This window comes from Amycolatopsis sp. NPDC051071, assembly GCF_040682875.1.
Taxonomy (GTDB): domain Bacteria; phylum Actinomycetota; class Actinomycetes; order Mycobacteriales; family Pseudonocardiaceae; genus Amycolatopsis.
In genome coordinates this window covers 1-21,655 of sequence record NZ_JBFBBY010000064.1, presented here as the reverse complement: position 1 = coordinate 21,655, position 21,655 = coordinate 1, and the positions used below count along the sequence as shown (strand labels likewise).

General features: G+C 67.6%; 20 protein-coding genes and 2 pseudogenes. 13 read left to right on the top strand and 9 right to left on the bottom strand.

Annotation, left to right across the window (positions count from 1 at the left end; genetic code table 11):
* Positions 1-77: 77 nt before the first annotated feature.
* From AB0M65_RS21305 to AB0M65_RS21295, 3 genes are all read left to right on the top strand, one after another.
* Positions 78-353 carry a GlsB/YeaQ/YmgE family stress response membrane protein gene (locus AB0M65_RS21305; protein ID WP_364029898.1) on the top strand — a complete coding sequence of 92 codons (276 nt, stop codon included), beginning with the start codon at positions 78-80 and terminating at the stop codon, positions 351-353.
* Between the two features lie 73 nt (positions 354-426).
* Entirely contained in the window at positions 427-723 is a 297-nt protein-coding gene (locus AB0M65_RS21300) for a GlsB/YeaQ/YmgE family stress response membrane protein (protein WP_364029895.1), read from the top strand.
* Between the two features lie 20 nt (positions 724-743).
* Positions 744-1,460 carry a leucine-rich repeat domain-containing protein gene (locus tag AB0M65_RS21295; protein WP_364029887.1) on the top strand — a complete coding sequence of 239 codons (717 nt, stop codon included), beginning with the start codon at positions 744-746 and terminating at the stop codon, positions 1,458-1,460.
* 4 nt (positions 1,461-1,464) lie between these two features.
* On the opposite strand, the gene AB0M65_RS21290 is transcribed toward AB0M65_RS21295, so the two are convergent.
* The 3 genes from AB0M65_RS21290 to AB0M65_RS21280 are packed head-to-tail and all read right to left on the bottom strand — an operon-like array spanning position 1,465 to position 5,482.
* A complete protein-coding gene (locus AB0M65_RS21290; RefSeq protein WP_364029884.1) occupies positions 1,465-3,309 on the bottom strand; it encodes a VanW family protein in 1,845 nt (614 codons plus the stop codon).
* A gap of 30 nt (positions 3,310-3,339) precedes the next feature.
* Positions 3,340-3,633, bottom strand: coding sequence for a co-chaperone GroES (locus AB0M65_RS21285; RefSeq protein ID WP_364029979.1), 294 nt, complete (start codon positions 3,631-3,633; stop codon positions 3,340-3,342).
* Positions 3,634-3,673: 40 nt separating this feature from the next.
* Positions 3,674-5,482: an NHL domain-containing thioredoxin family protein gene (locus AB0M65_RS21280; protein WP_364029976.1), complete on the bottom strand. Its 1,809-nt coding sequence runs from the start codon at positions 5,480-5,482 to the stop codon at positions 3,674-3,676.
* Positions 5,483-5,672: 190 nt separating this feature from the next.
* On the opposite strand from AB0M65_RS21280, the gene AB0M65_RS21275 reads away from it, so the two are divergent.
* Complete coding sequence (locus AB0M65_RS21275) at positions 5,673-6,242, top strand: hypothetical protein (RefSeq protein WP_364029881.1); 570 nt, start codon at positions 5,673-5,675, stop codon at positions 6,240-6,242.
* A gap of 324 nt (positions 6,243-6,566) precedes the next feature.
* Here AB0M65_RS21275 and AB0M65_RS21270 read toward each other — a convergent pair whose 3' ends face one another.
* The gene (locus tag AB0M65_RS21270) at positions 6,567-7,031 is read right to left on the bottom strand and encodes an SRPBCC family protein (RefSeq protein WP_364029878.1); all 465 of its coding nucleotides are present in this window, start codon (positions 7,029-7,031) and stop codon (positions 6,567-6,569) included.
* A gap of 35 nt (positions 7,032-7,066) precedes the next feature.
* Positions 7,067-9,424, bottom strand: coding sequence for an oxidoreductase (locus AB0M65_RS21265; RefSeq protein WP_364029875.1), 2,358 nt, complete (start codon positions 9,422-9,424; stop codon positions 7,067-7,069).
* Positions 9,425-9,730: 306 nt separating this feature from the next.
* On the opposite strand from AB0M65_RS21265, the gene AB0M65_RS21260 reads away from it, so the two are divergent.
* The 4 genes from AB0M65_RS21260 to AB0M65_RS21245 are packed head-to-tail and all read left to right on the top strand — an operon-like array spanning position 9,731 to position 12,820.
* Positions 9,731-10,237: a hypothetical protein gene (locus tag AB0M65_RS21260; RefSeq protein WP_364029872.1), complete on the top strand. Its 507-nt coding sequence runs from the start codon at positions 9,731-9,733 to the stop codon at positions 10,235-10,237.
* Positions 10,237-10,842: a DUF3558 domain-containing protein gene (locus tag AB0M65_RS21255; protein WP_364029869.1), complete on the top strand. Its 606-nt coding sequence runs from the start codon at positions 10,237-10,239 to the stop codon at positions 10,840-10,842. The genes AB0M65_RS21260 and AB0M65_RS21255 overlap by 1 nt, the downstream gene beginning before the upstream one ends.
* Before the next feature lie 3 nt (positions 10,843-10,845).
* A complete protein-coding gene (locus AB0M65_RS21250) occupies positions 10,846-12,075 on the top strand; it encodes a hypothetical protein (protein WP_364029866.1) in 1,230 nt (409 codons plus the stop codon).
* Between the two features lies 1 nt (position 12,076).
* Positions 12,077-12,820: an ESX secretion-associated protein EspG gene (locus AB0M65_RS21245; protein ID WP_364029863.1), complete on the top strand. Its 744-nt coding sequence runs from the start codon at positions 12,077-12,079 to the stop codon at positions 12,818-12,820.
* On the opposite strand, the gene AB0M65_RS21240 is transcribed toward AB0M65_RS21245, so the two are convergent.
* From AB0M65_RS21240 to AB0M65_RS21230, 3 genes are all read right to left on the bottom strand, one after another.
* Complete coding sequence (locus AB0M65_RS21240) at positions 12,817-13,584, bottom strand: amino acid ABC transporter ATP-binding protein (protein ID WP_364029860.1); 768 nt, start codon at positions 13,582-13,584, stop codon at positions 12,817-12,819. The genes AB0M65_RS21245 and AB0M65_RS21240 overlap by 4 nt on opposite strands.
* Positions 13,581-14,384 carry an amino acid ABC transporter permease gene (locus AB0M65_RS21235; RefSeq protein WP_364029857.1) on the bottom strand — a complete coding sequence of 268 codons (804 nt, stop codon included), beginning with the start codon at positions 14,382-14,384 and terminating at the stop codon, positions 13,581-13,583. Before AB0M65_RS21235 ends, AB0M65_RS21240 begins: the two co-directional genes overlap by 4 nt.
* Positions 14,385-14,454: 70 nt before the next feature.
* Entirely contained in the window at positions 14,455-15,270 is an 816-nt protein-coding gene (locus tag AB0M65_RS21230) for a transporter substrate-binding domain-containing protein (RefSeq protein ID WP_364029854.1), read from the bottom strand.
* A 119-nt stretch (positions 15,271-15,389) separates the two neighbouring features.
* Here AB0M65_RS21230 and AB0M65_RS21225 point away from each other — a divergent pair.
* Together AB0M65_RS21225 and AB0M65_RS21220 are read left to right on the top strand one after the other, a co-directional pair.
* A pseudogene (locus tag AB0M65_RS21225) lies at positions 15,390-15,798 on the top strand (circularly permuted type 2 ATP-grasp protein); the annotation flags it as partial.
* Between the two features lie 109 nt (positions 15,799-15,907).
* Positions 15,908-16,012: pseudogene (locus tag AB0M65_RS21220) on the top strand (transglutaminase family protein); the annotation flags it as partial.
* A gap of 191 nt (positions 16,013-16,203) precedes the next feature.
* On the opposite strand, the gene AB0M65_RS21215 reads toward AB0M65_RS21220, so the two are convergent.
* Complete coding sequence (locus AB0M65_RS21215) at positions 16,204-17,616, bottom strand: M20/M25/M40 family metallo-hydrolase (protein ID WP_364029851.1); 1,413 nt, start codon at positions 17,614-17,616, stop codon at positions 16,204-16,206.
* Positions 17,617-17,989: 373 nt separating this feature from the next.
* Between AB0M65_RS21215 and pdhA the strand changes: the two genes are divergently transcribed.
* The 3 genes from pdhA to AB0M65_RS21200 are packed head-to-tail and all read left to right on the top strand — an operon-like array spanning position 17,990 to position 21,570.
* Positions 17,990-19,195, top strand: a complete 1,206-nt coding sequence (pdhA, locus tag AB0M65_RS21210; RefSeq protein WP_364029849.1) for a pyruvate dehydrogenase (acetyl-transferring) E1 component subunit alpha — start codon at positions 17,990-17,992, stop codon at positions 19,193-19,195.
* A 1-nt stretch (position 19,196) separates the two neighbouring features.
* Entirely contained in the window at positions 19,197-20,189 is a 993-nt protein-coding gene (locus tag AB0M65_RS21205) for an alpha-ketoacid dehydrogenase subunit beta (protein ID WP_364029846.1), read from the top strand.
* Between the two features lie 16 nt (positions 20,190-20,205).
* Positions 20,206-21,570, top strand: coding sequence for a dihydrolipoamide acetyltransferase family protein (locus AB0M65_RS21200; RefSeq protein ID WP_364029843.1), 1,365 nt, complete (start codon positions 20,206-20,208; stop codon positions 21,568-21,570).
* Positions 21,571-21,655: the final 85 nt, after the last annotated feature.

Below are 21,655 nucleotides of genomic sequence, written 5' to 3'. Positions count from 1 at the left end.
CGTTTCACGACCCTTCGAGCGGGAACCCCGGTGCCGAGTCCGCCTGCGGGCGGAGACCTCTGCAAAGGAGTCTTTCCATGCCTGTCACCGGCATCATCACCGCGATCGTGGTCGGCCTGGTCCTCGGCCTGCTCGGCCGGTTCTTCGTACCCGGCAAGCAGTCAATCCCGCTCTGGTTGACGATCATCGTGGGTATCGCCGCCGCCTTCATCGGCACCTGGATCGCCCGTGGCCTCGGCTACGCCGACACCAACGGATTCGACTGGCTCGAAATCATCACGCAGATCGTGGTCGCCGCGATCGGGGTCACCTTGGTCGCGAACCTCTATGGCCGCCGGGGTGTCACCCGGTAAGGGGTCTTGGGGCGCGGTGACGCGGTTTTGGTGTCACCGTGAGCCCAACTCGATCTCCAGCGAAGGAGGAACCATGTTGGGTGGCCTTTGGGGCATCATCACCACGATCGTGGTCGGCCTGATCCTCGGCGTGCTCGGCCGCATGCTCGCGTCCGGCGATCAGAAGATCCCGATGTGGCTGACGATCGTGGTCGGCATCATCGCCGCTTTCATCGGCAATTGGCTGGCCGGGGTGTTCGGCGTCCGCGACACCGCGGGCATCGACTGGATCCGGCACGCCTTCCAGGTCGGCGCGGCCGTCATCGGCGTCATCGCCGCGGCCGCCATCTATCCGAAGATCAGGGGCGGCGGGCACCGGGCCGCGACCTGAGCCCGCTAGCGTCAGCCCCTGTGACCACTCGGCTCGATCTCAGTGGCCAGGGGCTGACCTCCCTGCCCGGCCTCGCTCTTTCGGCGTCTCTCGAGTACCTGGACCTGTACGACAACCAGCTGACCTCCGTTCCCGAGGAACTGTGGTCGCGGTCCGGGCTCCGGGTGCTGAATCTCGCCGCCAACCGGCTGACCTCCGTTTCGCCCGCGATCGGTTCGTTGCGGCATCTGCACACCCTCGACCTGGGGCACAACGAGCTTTCCGCCCTGCCGGACGAACTCGGCGAGCTTCCCGGGCTGACGGAATACCTCTACCTGAGTGACAACCGGCTGACCGAATTCCCCGTCGCGTTGTGCTCACTCGGACGGCTGAAATACCTGGGGTGCACGGACAACCGCATCTCGACGCTGCCGGAAAACCTTTCCGGGCTGACGTCTTTGCGCGAACTTCGCTTGTACAACAACGGACTGACGGGTCTGCCGGAGTCGCTGGGGACGCTCTCCTCGTTGCGTGAGCTGCATTTGCGTGGCAACCGGCTGACGTCGTTGCCGTCGTCCATCGGGGAGCTGAGTGAGCTGCGGCAGCTGGACCTCCGCGAAAACCTGCTCACCTCGCTGCCGGATTCACTCCCGCGTTTGTCCAAATTGGACAAACTGGATCTGCGCTGGAACAAGCGTTTCCGGGAGCCCGCTTGGCTGTCGGACTTCGAGGCCCGCGGCTGCATGGTGCTGCGCTAAGCCGTCAGGCGCAGATGACCGTCGTGCGGGGTGAGTACGTCGCGTTGCGGGTCTCCCGGCGGACTTCCATGCCGGAGACGACGTCGGTGAGCACGCGGGTATCGGAAGAGCTGAACCCGGCGGCCCCGGGATCCGGCACGCAGCCGGGGCCCGAGCCGACCCGCACCGGCTGGGCGACGTAGGAGTGTCGCTCGCCGCCCGCGCTCTGGACCGCGAAGCGTTTCGTGCCCCAGATCCGCACGGTCACCGAACCGTTGGCGGGGATCACCTGGATCGCGATACCGGTCGGCGCGTCGTTGACGATCTGCAGCTCGACCGGCGACCCGTCGTCGTTGATCGCCTTCGCATCGCGCGCGACGGGATAGCGGTCGAGGTAGTGGTCGTGTTCCAGATGGCCGCCGTCGGCGAGACCCGCCAGGTACGCGGCGTTGTAAAGCGTCGTCGCCAGCTGGGAGACACCGCCGCCGACCACGACGGGACCGGTGCCGTCCTCGTGCACCGGGGCGGGGACGTAACCCGCGTCCGCCGTCCTCGCGCCGGATCGGGCGCCGAGGCTGAACGTCTCGTTCGGTTTCACGATGGCGCCGGAGACGCGGGTGGCCAGCGCCTGGACGTTCGTCATCGCCGGCCCGCTCAGGCCCGACGTGGTGAACTCGCCAATGACCTCGTTGATACCGAGTACGGTCGCCGCGTCGGTGCTGACGGCCGGACTGCTGGCGTCGTAGATGGCCTTCAGCTCGCGCTCGTCGCTCTTCGCGAGCACCGAGGTCAGCGGGGTGAACGTCAGGTCCCAGTTGACCTTCCGCGCGTCTTTCGACGGCTGCACGGCTGGCCTGTCCCCGACGAAGACGATCTGCGCGTCCGCACCGTCGGTCTCGGTCCCCTTCAGCTGCGGCTGCGCGGCCGCCCGCAGTTTGCCCTGGTCGATGCGGACTTCGAGGTTGCCGTCGTCGCGTGCGGCGAACTGGAACGAACCCGCGATCGCGTCCGGTTTCAGCACCGCGTCCTTGCCCTCGCCGCGGATGACGAGCGGTTTCGCCACCGCCGGGGCGACGATCTTGTCCAGCGCCGCGTGCACCCCCGCCGAATTCGCCTTGACCGGCGCGACGTTCACCTTCAACTCGACGCCGTCGTCACTCAACCAGCTCTCGGTGACCGCGGTGACGGACGCCTTGACGTCGGTGACCGTCTGGCCCGCCCTCGGCTCGACCGCGGCCGGGAGGACCCCGCCGTCGGTGTTCGCGATGGCCTGGAAAGTGATGTTCCCTTCGACCGGCGGACGGTTCAGCTTCGCGGCGGCGAGGTCGGCGACGGCCTTTTCGAGCTTCGGCGCGTCGGTCCAGGTGACGACGCCGACCTCGCGGCTGCTGAAGAACGACATCACCCGCGTGTACGGGCTCAGCGGCTGATGACCGGCGCGGCCCAGCGTCTGCGGCCAGTCCAGGCCGAGACCCGACGACGTGGGGTACAGCACCGTGCCGACGTCGCCGGCGCGGACCCGCACCGGTGAGATCAGCCGGGGCTCCAGCTCACGACGGAGTTTCGACTCGGCTTCCTTGTGTGTGAGGCCGCCGACGTCGATCCCGGCGACCGTGACGCCGCGAGGGACGTCGCCCGCGCTGGCGATCAAGTCGATCGCGTACGCGAGCACGAAGAGGCCCATGAGCACCCCGGCGACCATGAAGGCCTTGCCGACGCCCTTGCGGAACTTCGACGCGGGTGTCGGCGGCGGATGCACCACCCGATCGCCCTCGAAGAGCTCGTCTACCAGGTCCTCGTCGTTCAAGGGGGCCGGGAGGAGCTCGTCGGTGAACAGGTCGCCGCCCGGTTCGTCATGATCGTCGCGCACCGACCCTCACCACCCCTCCCGCGGCTTGAGCTACAGGTACAACCCCGTGCCGTGTTCGGACCGCTCGGTCGCCACGGCGTGGATGTCGCGCTCCCGCATCACCAGGTGCCCTTCGCCCTGGATCTCGACCTCGTGCTGGTCATCCGGGTTGAACAGCACGCGGTCGCCTGCCTTGACGTTCCGCACACTGTTGCCCACGCCCAGTACATCACCCCAGGCGAGCCGCCGCGCCACTTGCGCAGTGGCGGGGATGACGATGCCGCCGGTGCTGCGCCGCTCGCCCTCCTCCGGGGAAAGCCGCACGAGCACCCTGTCGTGGAGCATCTGAATCTCGAGTTTCGGGCCATCTGACACGAAGACGACTCTACTTACCCGGATCCCCGGCCATGACCAGGCTCAGTGTGCTTTCTCCACCGTTTTCGAAACGCACCGGCACACCCCAGTCCTGCCGGGTGATCCGGCACGCCGGATGCTCGGCGCCGTCATCGCAGCTCGCCGCCTGCACCACGACCTGCAACACGCCTTCGGTGACGCCCTCGGCGAAACGGAGCTTGCGGAACAGGTCGGTCCCCACGCCCGCGCCGTCGGCGAGCAGCTCCGGCGGCGACGCGCTGATCTCCAGCCGCGTCGACGGGCCGAAGCGGTCGTCAAGCTTCTCGCCGGGCGGCGGCATGAAGACGACGGAAAACTCCAGCTCACCCGGCGCCAGCACGGTCGGCGGCCGTCGGACCGCGTGGGCGTCGCCGTCGACGGACTTCTCGCCGAGCAGCACCGGGCCGATCCGGCTCCCGGCGGACTCGACGACCAGCAGTTCGCCGTCGTGCACCAGCAGTCCGGACGGTTCGGCGAGACCGGTCGCGAGCGTGGTCACGCGGCGGGTGAGCGGGTCGTAGCGGCGGATCGCGCCGTTGTAGGTGTCGGCGATCCCGATGGTGTCGCCGGGCAGGACGGCGAGGCCGAGCGGATGCTGCAGGAGCGCCTCCTCCGCCAAGCCGTCGACGTGGCCGAAGGAGAACAAGTCGACGCCGACCGCGGTGTGCACGGTGAACGACTCGCCCTCGGGCTGGATCCAGCGCAGCGCGGACGTTTCGGCGTCGGCGAGCCAGAGCCTCTGGCCGTTGGGCGTGAGACCGGACGTCTGCGCGAAGAACGCTTCGTGGACGTCGCCGTCCTTCAGCCCTTCGACGGTCGTACCGGCGAAGCGACGGATAGTGCCCGAGACCGGCTCAAACACGCTCAGTGTGTGGTTGCCTGCCATGGCGACCACGACCCCGCCGGCCGGGCCCCACCAGGCGACGTCCCAGGGGCTGGTGAGGTCGATGTCGAGGGCCTTGCCGGTGTCGACGCCGTCGCGCCACTGGCTGCCGGTACCGGCGACCGTGGAGACGTCGCCGGTGATCAGGTCGATGCCACGCAGCCGGTGACCGGCCGTGTCGGCGACGACGGCGTGGTAACCGACGCGTTCCGCGACCTCGTACGGCAGAAGAGTGATCCCGGCAGGCTCGGTGAAACTCGCCAGGTCGAAGGGCCCGTCCTGCGCACCGCGGGCGCCGCTGCCGAACCGGCGGATGATCGTCTCGCCGTCGGAAGCGAACTCGACGATGGAGTGGTTGCCGGTGTCGGCGACCAGGATGCGGCCTTCCGCGGTGGTGACGGCCTTGCTCGGGAAGCGCAGCTCGGTGCACTGCTCCTCCACCGGGACGTACGGGCTGCCGCCGCGGCGGAGCGTGCCCTTGGCCTCATGCGTCGCGACGAGGTCGGCGATCACCCGGCGCAGGGCCTCGGCGTGTCCCTCACCGGCGGCGACGTGGACGACGTAACCCTCGGGATCGACGACGACCAGCGTCGGCCATGCCTTGACCGCGTACTGCGACCAGGTGGTCATCCGCGGATCGTTGAGCACCGGGTGATGCACCTCATAGCGCCGCACCGCCGCCTCGATCGCGGCCGCCTCACCCTCGTGCAGGAACTTGGGCGAATGCACGCCGACGGTCACCAGGACGTCGGCGAACTCGGCCTCCAGTGGGCGCAGCTCGTCCAGCACGTGCAGGCAGTTGACGCAGCCGCTGGTCCAGAAGTCCAGCAGCACGACACGGCCGCGCAACCCGGCGAGCGTGAGCCGCTCACCGCCGGTGTTGAGCCACACGTCACCGGCGAGCTCGGGCGCCCGCACGCGGGACTGCGTTCGTGGAGAAGTCACGACATGAGTGAACTACACCCGGAGCCGGTCTGTTCCGAGGTCCAGGCGTTGAGAGGGCGAGCTCACCCCGGGGGAGGAGCCTCATGTGGGTGATGAGAGCCGCTCAGCGGAGCCGCGTTAAAAGAGAAGGCGCCTCCGCGTCGCGCGACTTAGGCTCGAACACATGTCCACAGTTGAGCCCGCCTTCACCCCAAAGGAGGCACACGACCTCCAGGCGAGCTTGGCCGAACCCGTGCGTCCCGGGTTGAGCGAGGCCGAGCTCGACGAAATCGAAGCACGCTTCGGCTTCCGGTTCGCCGCCGACCACCGGACCTTTCTCGCCGCCGGGGTGCCGATCGGCGACCGCTGGCCGGACTGGCGCTGCGGCAACCCCGAACAGCTGCGAAAACGGCTGGACTGGCCGGTCGACGGAGTGCTCTACGACATCGAGCACAACGGCTTCTGGCTACCGGAGTGGGGTATGCGGCCGATCGACCTGGCCGACGCCCTTTCGCGAGCGCGCTCGCATTTGGCGCGTGTCCCGCAGCTCGTGCCCGTCTGCGGGCACCGCTATCTGCCGGGGATAGCCGGGAGCACGGGATATCCGGTGCTTTCGGTGTATCAGACCGACATCGTCTATTACGGCTATGACCTGCGGGGATACCTGCGGCACGACTTCGGCGACCAGCCGCTGGGCCCGCCGCCGGACGGCGGGCCGCGACAGGTCGACTTCTGGTCACGGTTCGTGGAGTAGCCGGTGGGGGGTGGCGCGTGGCGCTCGTTGCTGTGTGGCGAGTTCGTTGCCGTGTGGCGGGTTCGCTCAGGCGTGCCGGATCCCACCCCTGACTGTGTGGATTTCGGCGCGTTGGACGAGCCAAGATCCACACAGTCACGCCTCAGCGGCCCGGTGAGCCCGGAGAGCCCGGAGCAAGTCATGAACGGACCGTTCACACCTTGAGTTTTCGCGGTTGAGGCACTACATGTGGGCGTCGCGAGGCTGCGGCGTCACCAAATGCGGCCCAGGCGATAGCAAAGGTCCCTTGCTCTTTTCGCGATCCGGGCCAGGCCGTGCTAGCAGTCAGGACTCGGCGGCGGTCTTCAGCCTGGCCAGCGTCGCGGCGATGTTCGCCCGGTTGGCGTCGTCCCGCTTCCAGACCCCGGTGAACAGCGACGTCGGGCCGCGAAGCCAGCCCGGTCGCCGGTCCCACGTGCTTTCCACGGCGACACAGCCATCACCCGACTCCTCGATGTCGTACTGCCATCGCGCGACGGGGAGTCCGGCGAAGGTGGTCACCTCGAACGCGAACCGTTTGCCTTCGTCGGCGTCGGTGATCGTCGAGAGGGTGCTCCAGCGGCGGACCCCTCGACGGTTGCGGCCACGGAACTTCGCGCCGACAGCGGCGCCTGCCGCCTCGCCGAGCCAGCGGTGTCCCTCGTACTCCTCGGCCATCCCGGCGAGCACGCCTGGGTCGCTGACCAGGGCGTACACCTTCTCGCGCGGGGCGGCGATCGCGATCTTGCCGGTGGCGCTGGGTTCGGTCATCACATACCTCCGTACTGAGGGTATGTGAAATACCTCTAGTTGTCCCGACGGAGCATGCGACTGATACCCGCCGCGACCGTCGTCGCCAGCACCCAGCCCGACGCGGTGAACCCGGCCGCGACCCAGTTGTCCGTCCCGTGCATGTACCAGCGCGACTTGTTGCCGAAGTCGACGATCGGGACCAGCAGGTCGACCGTGTACAGCACCGGGTTCCACTGCAGCCCGGTGTCGTCCTGGTTGACCAGGCAACGCGGGCCGCTCACGGTGAGTTTGGGATTGGTGATGCAATCGTCGATCCCGAGCCCGAACCACAGGCTTCCGAGCACGAGCAGCGTCAGCAGCCACCCGAGCGCGCGCACCGGCCGGAAGCCGTAGCCGACCATCGACCGCTGCAGCCAGCTCCAGACGTGCACGCCGGGACCGAAGAACTTGAAGCCCTTCGCGAGCGCCTCGTACCGGAACTGCTGCTTCTTCAGCAGCACGGTGGAGGCATGCTCTTCATTACCGGACGCGCGCAGCGTCGCGGCCAGCTGGTCATACGGCCCCGGCCGGTAGCCGTCCATCGCCTTGCGCAGCAACACGATCCGATGGTCGATCGCCCGGTCGTCGTCGAGGGCGATGTCCTCCTGCAGCGCGTCGTAGCGGAAATCCTCCAGCTCGATCCCCGCCGTCGACGCCCAGAACGCCTCGTTGTCGCCCAGCGTCCCGCAATGCGCGCGCCGCAGCACGATCCGGCCGTCCGGCGGGGTGGCCGGAGTGAGCAGGAATTCGTCGGCCGAGACGTCGCTCCCGTCGAGCGCGATCCCGTGCTGCGGCAGCGAACCGAGCCGCGCACCGCGGAAATCGACCCGCCGCGCGACCTGCGCGCCGTCGAGGTTGACCCCGCCCTGCGCGACGAACGGGCGTTCCTTGTCCTCGGTGAGCACGAGGTCCCGGCCGATCCGCGCGGTACGGACGTCCAGCGAGTAGCTGGTGTTCGTACGCGCACCCGGTTCGGTCAGGCTGGTACCGAACAAGTTCACGCTGCCGCCGACCTCGGCACCCTGCAGCCGCAGCGTTCCCTGGACGGTGGCGTCGGTGAGCTGGAAGTTTCCGGCGATCTTCGCGCGGCGTGCGGAGAAAACGTCCCGGCGCGGATGCAGGAACAGCGAGTTCCAGGCCAGCACGTTGCCGCCGACGGTGATGTCGGCCATCCGAAGCTGCCCAGACGGCACACGCAGGCTCGTCGCCTCGATGTCGCCGCCGATCGTGGTCCCGTCGAGATGGATCGCCCGGTCGTAGTACGGCGTGCTCTGCCCGCGCACGACCTTGACCTCGGCGCCCGCCAGCCGCAGCGAACCGCCGATCCGCGCGTTGACCATCCGCAGTGTCCCGGTCGCCTGCATACCGTCACTGAGTTCGAGGTTTCCGTTGACGGACAACCGGTCGGCGACCAGCGCCGGCCGCGGATCGATATACGGATCGTTCGACTTCCACGCGTCGACGACGATCGGCCCGGACTGGTTCACCGTGAGCTTGGCCTCGCGCAAAATGATGTCACTGTCCACAGTGGCGCTCGGCAGGAACATGATCCCGTTGGCGGAGAAGCGTTTACGCTGTGAGGCGGGCCCGTAGTTGTCGACCTCGCAAAGCAGGCTGCCGCCGATGTGGATCCCGTTCCCGTTGAGGGCGAAGCCGTCCCGGTTGTTCAGCGTCGCGCCGGAGAAATTGACGTTACCGCCGGCCCGCATACCCGGGATGCGGACTTCCCCGTTGGCCACCAGGCGATATGCCAGCAACGCGCCGACGATGTTGACGCGGTCGGCCTGGATCGCCTTGCCGCGTGGATGGGAGATCACCGTACGGGTCAGCACGACCGAACCCTCGATGACCGCGTCGGTGAGGTTGACCGCCGCGTTCGGCATCCCGCGCTCGCGATCGTCGCCGCGCTGGACCGTGGTCTCCTCGATCTCGTGGTCGCCGTCGACGTGCACCACACTGCGGATCAGGCGGACGTCGTTGCGGGTGCGGAGGTTGCGCGCCTTGAGGCCGGGCAGCCAGCATTTGCGGAACACGAGCCCGAGCAGATGCGCCTCGCGGACGTCCGGCGGATGCTCGAAGCGGCAGCGCTCGAACCGGAACAGGTACTTGATGTCGGCCGCACGCAGATCGAGCGTCCCGGTGATGTACGCGTCCTCGACCTGCACGATCGGCGCGTTGGTCGCCTGACGACGCCACCGGAGCAGCCCCGTCGTACCCGGCTTCATCAGCTCGGACGCCGGAACCTCGTACCGCTTGTCGGGGTTCGGGTCGAACGGGTCGAGCGGCGGAAGGGCCGAATCACTCGGAACAGCCCGATTCACCTCGCCCTCCCCCGGTTCGCGCGGCCCATTGTTGCGCCGAAAGCCCGGCATCGTTCGCTTCCCTCCCCCGTCGTTCCCCGGCCACCAGCGAAGCCGATCACGCGCAGGATCCGCAAGTGGCCCAGGGAAGTAGACCGGAACCTGTCACCGGATTACGACGGCAGAACGGCCGCCGGGGTTCCGGAGCACGCGAAGGGGCTGTTCAGGACATACCGCACCCAATTGCCATCTTTTGATGGTGATCTTTCACGAAGGGGCTGATCGGCGGTTTACCTGCTGCTATCGTCACCGGTTGGAGTCAGAGGTGAACTACGGGTAGGTCGCGGCCCCATCGCGGCCCGTGCGGGGAGGCACGACATGACTGGACCGGGAAGCGGCCCCCAGGGGATCTACAACCAGCTGAACACGACGGCACCGCAGGCACCGCCGCCGGGCTCGGGACTCATCCCGGGCGCCGCCGCGGCACCGCCACCGCCGGGGCCGCCGCCGAACTATGGCGAATTGGGCGCGGGGCAGGCGAAGGCCGACTTCGCGGCCGCGTCGGGGAACAGTGGCTGGGAGTTCGACCCTGAAGCCATGGACGGGGTCATCAAGTCACTTGAGGACAGCCTCGAGAACGACTTCAGCCGAGCGCAGGACCACGCCGCCTGGCTGACGCTGATTCAGCCCCCTGGCCAAGAGGTAGGCAGTGAAGGCTACGCGGCCGCGGCGAACAAATCAGGAGCGGCGTACCAAGCCTTCCTGCAGAGCGCACGCGATTACACCTTGGCCTACCTTGAGACTTTGAAGAAGATCCGCACCGCCTATCAAGAGCAGGACCAGGCTGCCCTCGACGCCCTCCGCCAGATTGGAAAGACCGCCTGATGCGAGTTACGGCCACGTTCATGACCATCGCGACTCTGGCCTCGGTCGCACTGCTCGGCGGGTGCAGCGGCGAGAAGACCGGTAATCCCACTCCGACCAGTGCGCCTCCGTCGACCGGACTTCCGTCCGCCGGGGCCCCTGCCGTAGTGGATCCGATCACGAACACCGCGGCGGTGGAGTCAGACCCGTGCAGCGCGATTCCCACCGCCGAATTGGAGACGATCGCGGGAAAGGTCAAGCGGTCCCGGTCCGAAGACATGACAGCGGGCAAGGGTTGCACCTGGGTCTTCGAAGTGAGCCCGAACACCCTCAATGCCGGCCTCGTTACGGGAAACAAGGACGGCCTGAGTGCTCTGTACGCACAAAAGGCCGCCGGAAGCCTCACAACCTTCAAACCGGTGTATCAGATCGCCGGCTATCCGGCCGTCATCTACGCCAACGGAGGTGAGGGCAAGGGAAACTGCACGCTCGCCGTCGGTGTTCGGAACGATCTCGTCTACAACGTCATCCCGCGACTTTCCAGCGAGCACCCGTCCTATTCGGATCCGTGCGGATTGGCAGTGAAGGTCGCCTCCGCGGCGATCAAGAATCTCAAGGGGGCATAGGCGATGACCTATAGCGGTTGGGAGATCTTCACCAAACTCAACGCCAACCCCGCGACGACAGAGACCCTCGACAGGGCACAGGTTTCGTCCCACAAGCTGATGGTGATTCACGAGGAAATCAGCACGGCCATGGGCAACAGCCAGACCGCACTGACGTCCTTCTGGAAGGGCAAGGCCGCCGAAAGCGGAGCGGCCGGCCTCGCCCCGCTCATCGCGACCTCCAAGATCGCGGGCGAGAACATGAATCGCGCCCGTCAGTCGATGTTCGACCAGAACGGGTCCTTCCACTACACGCGCGGCAACGTCCGTCCGGTGGAGAAGGAGCGCGCGGGGGACAGCGGGCCGGAGGACGTGCTGTCCATCGGTGCCAGTGACGACGAGATCGCCGCCGCGAAGTTCGACGCGGACACCAAGCACAACGTCGAGGTTTACGAGCCGTATTACCAGAGCACGCAGCCTCGGCAGCAGACGCTCGCGCCGGTTTACCCGGCCGCGCATGATCCGAATGTGTCGGCGGGGCCAATCACGCCGGATCCCGTGGATCCGGGGCAGACCAAGGTGAGCGGTTTCAGCGGCGGGCACTCGGGTGGTGACTCGGGAAGGCACGGTGGCCCCGGCGGGTACACCGGCGGGCCGAGTTCGTACAGCGCGCCTCCGGGGGCCGAGGGGTATCAGGCGCCGAGGCCGCCGCAGATCTCGCAGCCGCCGAGAATGCCCCAGATGCCGCGACCTCCGCGGCCGGCGCCGATGCCCTCTCCGCGGCCGAACGACCAGACCGACCTGTCCAGGACAGACCGCGGGCCGCAGATGCGTCCAGGCGAGCACCGGCCGCCGAACTTCGGGCCCGGCGGCAACAACCCAGGGCCCGGCGGCGGAAGCGGGTTCGGGCCGGGCAGTGGTGGGTTCAGCGGCGGGTTTGGGCCCGGCGGCGGGTTCGGGCCGGGTGGATCGACGCCCGGGAGCATGGGGCCCGGTCGCGGTGTCGGGGCCGGGATGCCCGGCGAAGGCCCGATGCGCGGCAACCCGGCGGGCGGGCCGATGGCGGGTGGCGCGGGGAAGCCCGGCGCGTCCGGGATGGGTGGCGGCATGGGTGGCGCCGGCGCGGGTAAAGGTGGCAAGGGCGGCGAGGACGAGGAGCACCAGCGCAAGATCACGCTGCAGGAAGAGGACGGCGACTCCCTCTTCGGCGGCTACGACGGGGACAAGCCGGTTCCGCCGGTGATCGGCGCGTAACGTGCTCCAAAAACCTGTCGAACTGACGCTCCAGACGTATGAAACCCTTCTGGACCAACACAATCTCGGCGACATTCACCCGACGCTCGTCCGCGGCGCGCAGTGGTACCTGCCCGAGGAACGGCGCGAGCTCAAGGCCACCGCTCAGTCCGAATTGGACAGACAGGGACTGCTCAGGCAGGGCAGGATCGCCGACGAGTTCCTCGACACCCTGCGGTTCCTGCAGCGGCCCGCGGTCGAGTACTACTCGTGGGTGAAGTCCGAGGGTCGTGAGCGGACCGTTCGCGCCGCGGGCAGCGGCCGGGAGGCGCTCACGGTCGTCCTGGTCGACAAGGTCGTCTACCTGACGCCGACCCGGCCGGACACGCTCGCGCAGGACTTCACCGGACTGCTTCCCGAGGCACCCGGTGCCCGCACTCCGTCACTGAACTGCTCGGAGGCCGACCTGCACGTCCTCATGCAAGGCGAACTGCTGACCGGCAGTAGCCCGAGCATCCGCGACGCCAAGAAAGTCCTCCAGTGGATCCGGTCGCCGCACACCTTCTTCGGCAGGCTGTACGTCGCCATCCGTGACGGCGGCGGCAACCGGAAACGCGTCGAAAAGCCACCGGGCTGGATGGACACCGAGCAGGGCCGGGTCGTGTTCGGCGCCGACGCCAAGGGCTGGGTGAGCCTCATGGGCGCCGGGCCGCACGAAGTCGCCGCCAAGGTGGTCCAGCTGGAGTCGCAGCTCAGGGGCCGCTAATCCTGGTGGTTCGGGTTCAGTACCCGCGACAGGAACGCCTTGGTCCGTTCCTCCTGCGGGTCGCCGATGACCTGGTCCGGCGCGCCCTGTTCGACGACGACGCCGCCGTCCATGAACAGCACGATGTCGGCCACCTCACGGGCGAACTGCATCTCGTGCGTGACGACGAGCATCGTCATGCCCTCGTGCGCCAGCTGCCGCATGACCGCGAGGACATCGCCGACCAGTTCGGGGTCGAGTGCCGACGTCGGCTCGTCGAACAGCATGACGTCCGGGTCCATCGACAGCGCCCTGGCGATCGCGACACGCTGCTGCTGGCCGCCGGACAGCTGCGTCGGCAGCGAAGTCTCCTTCTCCGCCAGGCCGACCTTCGCGAGGTTCTCCCGCGCGATGCGTTCCGATTCCTCCTTGCCGCGCTTGAGCACCTTCCGCTGCGCGACGGTCAGGTTTTCGAGCACGGTCAGATGCGAGAAGAGGTTGAACGACTGGAAGACCATGCCGATTTTCGTACGGGCGCCGTCGATGTCGACGTCCGGGTCGGTGATCTCACTGCCGTTGACCACGATCTTGCCCTGCTGCGGTTCTTCGAGGAGGTTGACGCAGCGCAACAACGTCGACTTGCCCGAACCGGACGGGCCGATGATGCAGACGACCTGGCCCCGCTCGACCCGCAGGTCGATGCCCTTGAGTACCTCGAGTTCGCCGAAAGCCTTGTGCAGTCCCGAAACTTGGACAATCGGGCCGGCTTCAGTCTGGGTGCTCATACCGTTCCTCCGCCGGGCACTCCGGCTCCGTATTTCTTCTCTAGCCGCTGCTGCAGGATCGACAGCGGAATGGTGATGACCAGATAGCAGAGACCCGCGACGACGATCGGGGTCAGGCCCTTGGCCTCCAGCAGCGCCTGACGGCTGAACTGAGCCAGCTCCTGCTGCGCCGGCGTGGTGCCGAGCAGGAACGCGAGCGAAGAGTCCTTCGTCAGCATGATCAGCTCGTTGGCCAGCGGCGGCAGGATGATCCGGAACGCCTGCGGGATGACGACGGTGATCATCGTGCGCGCGGGTGACATGCCGAGCGAACGCGCGGCCTCGACCTGCCCGCGCGGCACCGCCTGGATACCGGCGCGGATGGTCTCCGCCATGTACGCCGACGACACGATGCCCAGCGCCAGCATGATCGCGACGTTGCGCGGTACCTGCGTGTTGAACGCCGTCGGGACACCGATGCCGACGGCGAGGAAGATCAGCAACGCGGGCAGGCCGCGGAAGAACTCGATGTACCCACGCGCGAACCAGCGGTAGGGGGCGACCGAAGAAAGCCTCATCAGGGCGAGCAGGAGACCCAGCCCCAGACCGAGCACGAAACCGAGGGCGGTGAAGACGACGGTGTTCTTCAGCGCGACCGTGATCACGTCGGGGAACTGCTTGGCGGCGACGTCGAGATCGAAGAACGCCTTGCCGATTTTGCTCCAGTCGGCCAGCAGCGCGAGCACGATGACGATCACCAGCAGCAGGACGTATTGCCCGGTCCGGAACGCCGAACGTCGCTGGCGGCGGCTCAAAGCCATTTCTCTCCTCAAACAGGTGGCGACAAACCTGTGGCCGGTGCACAGGGCACCGGCCACAGTGGAGTGGTTATCAACCGGCGGTCGGGCTGCCCGGCTGCCAGGTCGGCGCCTTGCCGAACCACTTCTGGTAGATCCGCGCGTACGAGCCGTCCGCCACGGACGCCTTCAGCACCTCGTTGATCTGGCCGAGCAGGGCGGTGCTGCCCTTCTTCACGCCGATGCCGTAGAACTCGTCCGTCTTGAACTCGGTGACGACCGTGGTGTCCGTGTTCGTCTTCGCGAAGTCGTAGAGCACGCCGTTGTCGTTGACGCCCGCGTCGACCGTTCCGTTCTTCACGGCCTGCTCCAGCAGCGCGAGGTCGTCGAAGGTGACGATCTCCGCGCCCTTGGCATTGTCCTTGGCGTAGTCGGCACCGGTGGTGGCCGACTGGACACCGATCTTCTTGCCCGCGACGCTTGTCAGATCCTTGATCGGCGAACCGACCTTGACCAGCAGCGCCTGGGTCGCCTCGAAGTACGGGTCGGAGAAGTCGAACTTCGTCTTGCGCTTGTCGGTGATCGTCATGCCGGCGGCGGCCACATCGCATTGCCCGCTGTTCATCGCTTCGCCGGACTCGATGTTCTCGAAGGCGATGTCGACGATGCTCTGTTCGACGCTCAGCTTCTTCCCCACCAGGTCGACAAGGTCGACGTCGAAGCCGACGATCTTGTCGCCCTGTTTGACCTGAAACGGCTGGTACGGCAGGTGCGTGCAGGTGGTGATCTTGCCGGACGCGACGAGCTGGACGCCGCCTGCCGCGGTTCCGCCTTCCTCCCCGCACGCGGACAGCGCACCCGCGGCCAGGGCGAGCGCCGGGATCAGGGCGAGCGCTTTCAATCGAGCCACGTCGTCACTCCTTGTAGTTCCCATGTGTCGAGAGCACGCATATTGCCACTCATCCGGCGGCAATCACAGCACTACGACGTTACAGCGCCGTTTCGGGCGTCACTGGCTATTAGTCGACCATGAACAACAACTCGGCGCCGCGCCTCCCCTGGCGGGCCGCCGCCCTCGTGCGACGACTTCGGCGAGGCGGGCGTCAAAACCTGGAGCGCGGTTCGCCGGCTATCTCTCGCCGGTCCGGCCGCACGCGGGCGCGTATGACGAGGTGTTCACCGCGGACGGCACGGTCCGCCAGCCGTACCAGGCGCTGTACGAATCGATCTCCGCGCTGACCTCGACGGATTCGTCGTCCCGCTCGGCGGCGATCGACCGGGCGATGGTGGATCAGGGCATCACGTTCTCGCTCTCCGGCCAGGAACGCCCGTCCCGCTCGACCTGGTTCCCCGCGTGATCACTTCCGCCGAATGGAGCAAACTCGAACGCGGTGTGGCGCAACGAGTCCGCGCGCTCGAAGCCTTTCTCGCCGATATCTAGGGCGACCGAACTTGAACGGCCCGCATTCGGCGAACTGTCCCAAGTGGATGGTCTGACCGCCGAACAGGGCCCCGAGCTGACCACGACCCAGCAACAGCAGCAGCAGGCCTACGGGCGGGACTACGCCGACGTCGCGCCGCTCGAGGGCATCTTCACCGGCGGCGGTCAGTCCACTTTGGACGTCTCGGTGCAGCTGACCCGGCTGACGTGAGCCATCAGGCCCGGCGGACTCACCGCGTGCTTGAAGGCGTAACTCGCGTGCTTGAAGGCGTAACTCGCGTGCTTGGGGGCGGAACTCGCGGGATCGGGTCTCGGGCACAACCCTCCCGCCGTGCGATGAACGGCCCGTTACTCGCGAAATTCGCCGGTAGCGGGCCGTTCATCGCACTTGAGCGAGCGAAATCAGCTCCGGGCGTGTGCGTCCAGGATGTGCGCGACCGCTTCGGTGACCCGCTGCGCGAACTCGATGTTCAACCACTCGTCCGGCACGTGGATGTTCGAGTCCGGGCCGCAGGCGCCGGTGACGACGAACTGCGCGTCCGGGTACTTCTCGCCGAGCAGGCCCATGAACGGGATCGATCCGCCCATGCCGTAGCTCTTGTGCGGCGCGCCGAAGACCTCGCCGCTCACGTGGTGCAGGACCTCGTCGAGCCACGGCGCGGTGACCGGCGCGTTCCAGCCGTTCTCGGCCTGGAAGTCGCTGAGCTCGACCGAAGCGTCGTAAGGGACGTCGGTGGTGAGGACCCGGCGGACCGCCTCCATGGCGGCCTTCGCATCGGCCGTCGGCGGCAGGCGAAAGCTCAGCGTGAGCGTGGTCCTGTCACGCAGCACGTTGCCCGCCTCGGCCGGGAGCGGGAAGCCCTCCGCGCCGATCACCGACAGTGTCGGCCGCCACGAGTTGTTGAGCAGCAGTTCGAGGTCGTCGTCGGAGACCGGACGGCCGACCACCGGGAAGAGCGTCTTCGCCGCGCCGGGCACGATCTCGGCGACGCCACGCGCTTCGTCGACCCGGTTCTCCGGGATGTCGACGCTGAGTTCGGCGAGCTTGATCTCGCCGGTCTCGACGTTCTCGATCCGGTCGATCAGCGCACGCAGCACGCGGAACGAACTGGCCACGATGCCGCTGGCCATGCCGGAGTGCTGCGCGGATTCGAGCACCTTCACGGTGACGTTGACGTGCAGCATGCCGCGCAGGCTGGTAGTCAGCCACAGTCGCTTGTAGTCGGTGCCGCCCGCGTCGAGGCAGACGACCAGCGAGACGGCGCCGAGCCGTTCCTTCAGGTGCTCGACGTACGCGGGGAGGTCCGGGCTGCCGGACTCCTCACCGGTTTCGAGCAGCACGACCGCGCGGGAGTGCTCGCCACCGGCGGCGCGCACGGCCTCGATCGCGGTGGTCGCCGCGTAGCCGGAGTAGCCGTCGTCGACGGCGCCGCGGCCGTACAGGCGGCCGTCGCGGATCACCGGCGTCCACGGGTCGAGCCCCTCGGACCAGCCGCCGACCGGGGGCTGCTTGTCGAGGTGCCCGTACATCAGCACGGTGCCCTTGTCGGCCGCTTCTGACGTCGCCGGGATGTCGACGACCAGCAGCGGGCTGCGGCCTTCGAGTTCCACGACCTCGAGCGACGCGCCGGGGATCTCCCGGGCGGCGATCCAGGCGCGGACGTGCTCGACGGCGACGGCCAGATGACCGCTCGCCTTCCAATCGGAGTCGAAGGCCGGCGACAACGCGGGGATCGCGACCAGGCCGGACAAGCTGGGAAGGACGTCGTGCGTCCAGTTCGAAACCACGGTTTCGCGTACGGATTTCTGCTCCACGTCCGCCATCCTGCCACGGGTCCGCGAGGGTGTGATGGGTCACAACGGCGCACCGCGGCTGGTGCGTGATCAAGGCGGACACAACGCCCGGCGGTGCTCGTGAGCCGCTGGTCGGCACGCGGGTGAATCCCCTACTTTCGGCGGCCCCATACTCGGGCGTCCTAGCATTTTCCCTGTTCAGACACCTTTTCTCAGCAACAAATCAGCATCCTCCACTGACCAAAAGGGCGTCCGGCATGCCAGGATGACGGCGTGAACCGTCAACGCCGACGGTGACCCAGCGCTTCAGATCCGACGCGCTGGTTCCGCCGGCGCAGTCCCTGTGGCCGCCACAAGTGGCCGCCAGAGGCGCCGACATCAAGGAGAACAGCGCATGCCGTCCGAACAGTGGACGCACCCGGAACCTGGAGACGGTCCCGCCGCGGCAGCGGCGCAACCTTCCCCCGAACAGGTGATCGCCGGTTTGCGAGCGACGAGTGAAGGTGGAGCTGAGCTGACTCAGCTGCTCACCCCCGAAGGCGAACGGGTTTCCTCGCCGCGATTCGACCGGTATGTCGACGACATCGACGCCGAAGCACTCCGTGGCCTGTACCGCGACATGGTCCTGGTCCGCCGCGCGGACCGCGAGGCTAACGCCATGCAGCGCCAGGGTCAGCTCGGCATCTGGGTCCCGCTGCTCGGCCAGGAGGCCGCACAGATCGGCTCCGGCCGTGCGCTGAGGCCGGAGGACATGGCGTTCCCCAGCTACCGCGAACACGGCGTCGCGTATACCCGCGGCATCGACATGAAGGATTTGCTGGGCATCTTCCGCTGCACCGATCACAGCGGCTGGGACTACAAGGCCCACGGTTTCCACCCGTACACCATCGTCATCGCCAACCAGGTGCTCAACGCCGCCGGTTACGCCATGGGCCAGAAGTTCGAAGGCAAGGTCGGCGACGACGACGGCGAAGCCACCATCTGCTACTTCGGTGATGGAGCGACTTCGCAGGGCGACGTCCACGAAGGCTTCGTCTGGGCCGCGGTCTACGACGCGCCGCTCGTGTTCTTCTGCCAGAACAACCAGTGGGCGATCTCCGAACCCACCGAACGCCAGTCGCGGTTGCCGCTCTACCAGCGCGCCCGCGGTTACGGCTTCCCCGGTATCCGCGTGGACGGCAACGACGTCCTCGCTTGCCTCGCGGTCTCCCGCTGGGCGCTGGAGGAATGCCGCCACGGCAACGGCCCGGTGCTGATCGAGGCGTTCACCTACCGCATGGACGCGCACACCACCACCGACGACCCCTCCCGTTACCGGCTCTCCGACGAGCTGGAGGAGTGGAAGCTGAAGGACCCGATCGAGCGCGTCCGGGCGTACCTCGCCCGCGGTGGCGGCGCCGACCAGGCGTTCTTCGACCAGGTGCAGGCCGATTCGGACGCTTTCGCGGCCGAGCTGCGCGAGTACTGCTTCAACATGCCGGAGCCGCCGCCCGAGCGGATCTTCTCCAACGTCTACGCGGAGTCCACGCCGCTGCTGGACGCGCAGCGCGAAGAGTTCCTGTCCTACCTGGACGGTTTCGTCGCGGCGGGGGAGCACTGAAATGAGCGACCTCCAGAAACTCACCATCGGCAAGGCGATCAACCTCGGCCTCCGGCGTGCCATGGAAGAGGACCCGAAGGTCCTGATCATGGGTGAGGACGTCGGCAAGCTCGGCGGCGTCTTCCGCATCACCGACGGCCTGCAGAAGGACTTCGGCGAGCAGCGCGTGCTGGACACGCCCCTCGCGGAGTCGGGCATTATCGGCACCGCGGTCGGCCTGGCCGTCCGCGGTTTCCGCCCGGTATGCGAGATCCAGTTCGAAGGCTTCATCTTCCCTGGTTTCGACCAGATCTCCAGCCAGGTCGCGAAGCTGCACTACCGGACGCAGGGCAAGATCAAGATGCCCATCGTGATCCGGGTGCCGTTCGGCGGCGGCATCGGCGCGGTCGAGCACCACTCGGAGTCGCCGGAATCGCTGTTCGCGCACATCCCCGGCCTCAAGGTCGTGTCGGTTTCGAACGCCGTCGACGCCTACTGGGGCATCCAGCAGGCGATCAAAGCCGACGACCCGATCCTGTTCTTCGAGCCGAAGAAGCTCTACCACTCGGGCGCGATGAAGTCCGAAGTGGACGTCGAGGCCACACCGGACCAGCTGTTCAAGTCCCGTGTCGTCCGCGAAGGCACGACAGCGACCGTCGTCGCGTACGGCCCGTCGGTGAAGGTCGCGCTGGACGCGGCTACCGCCGCCGAGGACGAGGGCAAGTCGCTCGAGGTCATCGACCTGCGGACGCTGTCCCCGCTCGACCTGGAGCCGGTGTTCGAGTCGGTGCGCAAGACCGGACGGCTCATCGCACTGAGCGAGGCGCCGTCGGAATCGTCGCTGACCTCGGAAATCGCCGCTCGCGTGCAGCAGGAATGCTTCTACTCGCTCGAAGCCCCCGTACTCCGCGTGACCGGTTTCGACACGCCGTACCCGCCTGCCAAGCTCGAGGAGCACTACCTCCCCGACCTGGACCGGGTGCTGCACACCGTCGACCGCTCACTCGCCTGGTAAGGGGGAAGTTCCCGAAATGCCCGAATACAAACAGTTCCCCTTGGCCGACACGGCGGAGGGGCTGACCGAGGCCGACATCATCGCCTGGCAGGTCAAACCGGGTGACACCGTGACGGTGAACCAGATCGTGGTCGAGATCGAGACCGCGAAGGCCGCCGTCGAACTACCCATCCCGTGGGCGGGCGTGGTCACCGAACTGCTCGTCGAACCGGGGCAGACGGTGGAGGTCGGCGCGCCGATCCTCACCATCGACGTCGACCCCGGCGGCAAGGCCGCACCGGCCGCCACCCCGGCACCCGCCGCCGCTGCCGAGGAACCGGCCGAGGAGGAGATGAAGCCGCTGGTCGGCTACGGCTCCAAGGCCGTCCTCACGCAGCGCCGGGCGCGGAAGGGCGCGGCACCCGCCGCCGCTCCTGTTGCCCCTGTTGCCCCGGTCGCTCCGGTCGCTCCGGCGGCGGTGGCTCCTCCGGCGCCCGCGCCTGCCACTCCGAAGGGCGGGTACGTGCCGCTGGCGAAGCCGCCGGTGCGCAAACTCGCCAAGGACCTCGGCGTCGACCTGCACGCGCTCACCGGCACGGCGGACGGCGGCGTCATCACCCGTGACGACGTCCACGCCGCCGCCAACGGCTCGGCCGCGCCTGCTTCCGCTGTGTCCAATTCGGACGCCGGCTACGACCCCGCGACGCGGGAACGCCGGGTGCCGATCAAGGGCGTCCGCAAGGCCACCGCGGCCGCGATGGTGCAGAGCGCGTACACCGCCCCGCACGTCACGGAGTTCCTCACCATCGACGTCACGCCGATGATGGAATTCCGGGAGAAGCTGAAGAAGTCGCGTGAATTCGCCGGGGTCAAGGTCACTCCGCTGACCTTCGCGGCGAAGGCCGTCTGCCTGGCTGCGAAGCGCACTCCGGACGTCAACGCCGTGTGGGACGAGGCCGCGCAGGAGATCGTCTACAAGGACTACGTGCACCTCGGGATCGCCGCGGCCACCCCGCGCGGGCTCGTCGTTCCCAAGGTCCGTGACGCGGATTCGCTGTCCCTCAAGGAACTCGCGATCGCGCTCACCGAGCTGACGGACGTCGCCCGCGAGGGCAAGACGACCCCGGCGGCGATGCTCGGCGGCACGATCACCATCACCAACGTCGGCGTCTTCGGCGTCGACACCGGTACGCCGATCATCAACCCCGGCGAGTCCGCGATCCTGTGCCTCGGCGCGATCAAGGACACCCCGTGGGTCGTCGACGGCGAGATCAAGGTGCGCAAGGTACTCCAGCTTTCGCTGAGCTTCGACCACCGCGTGGTCGACGGGCAGCAGGGTTCGGAGTTCCTGGCCGACGTCGGCGCACTCCTGGCCGACCCCGCGGTCGCGATCACCTACTGACGTTCGCGCGTGAAGGCCCCCTTCCCTCGGCTCAGTCGAGGGAAGGGGGCCTTCACGCGCTTTTGTGCGGAAAGCTTAATTGCTT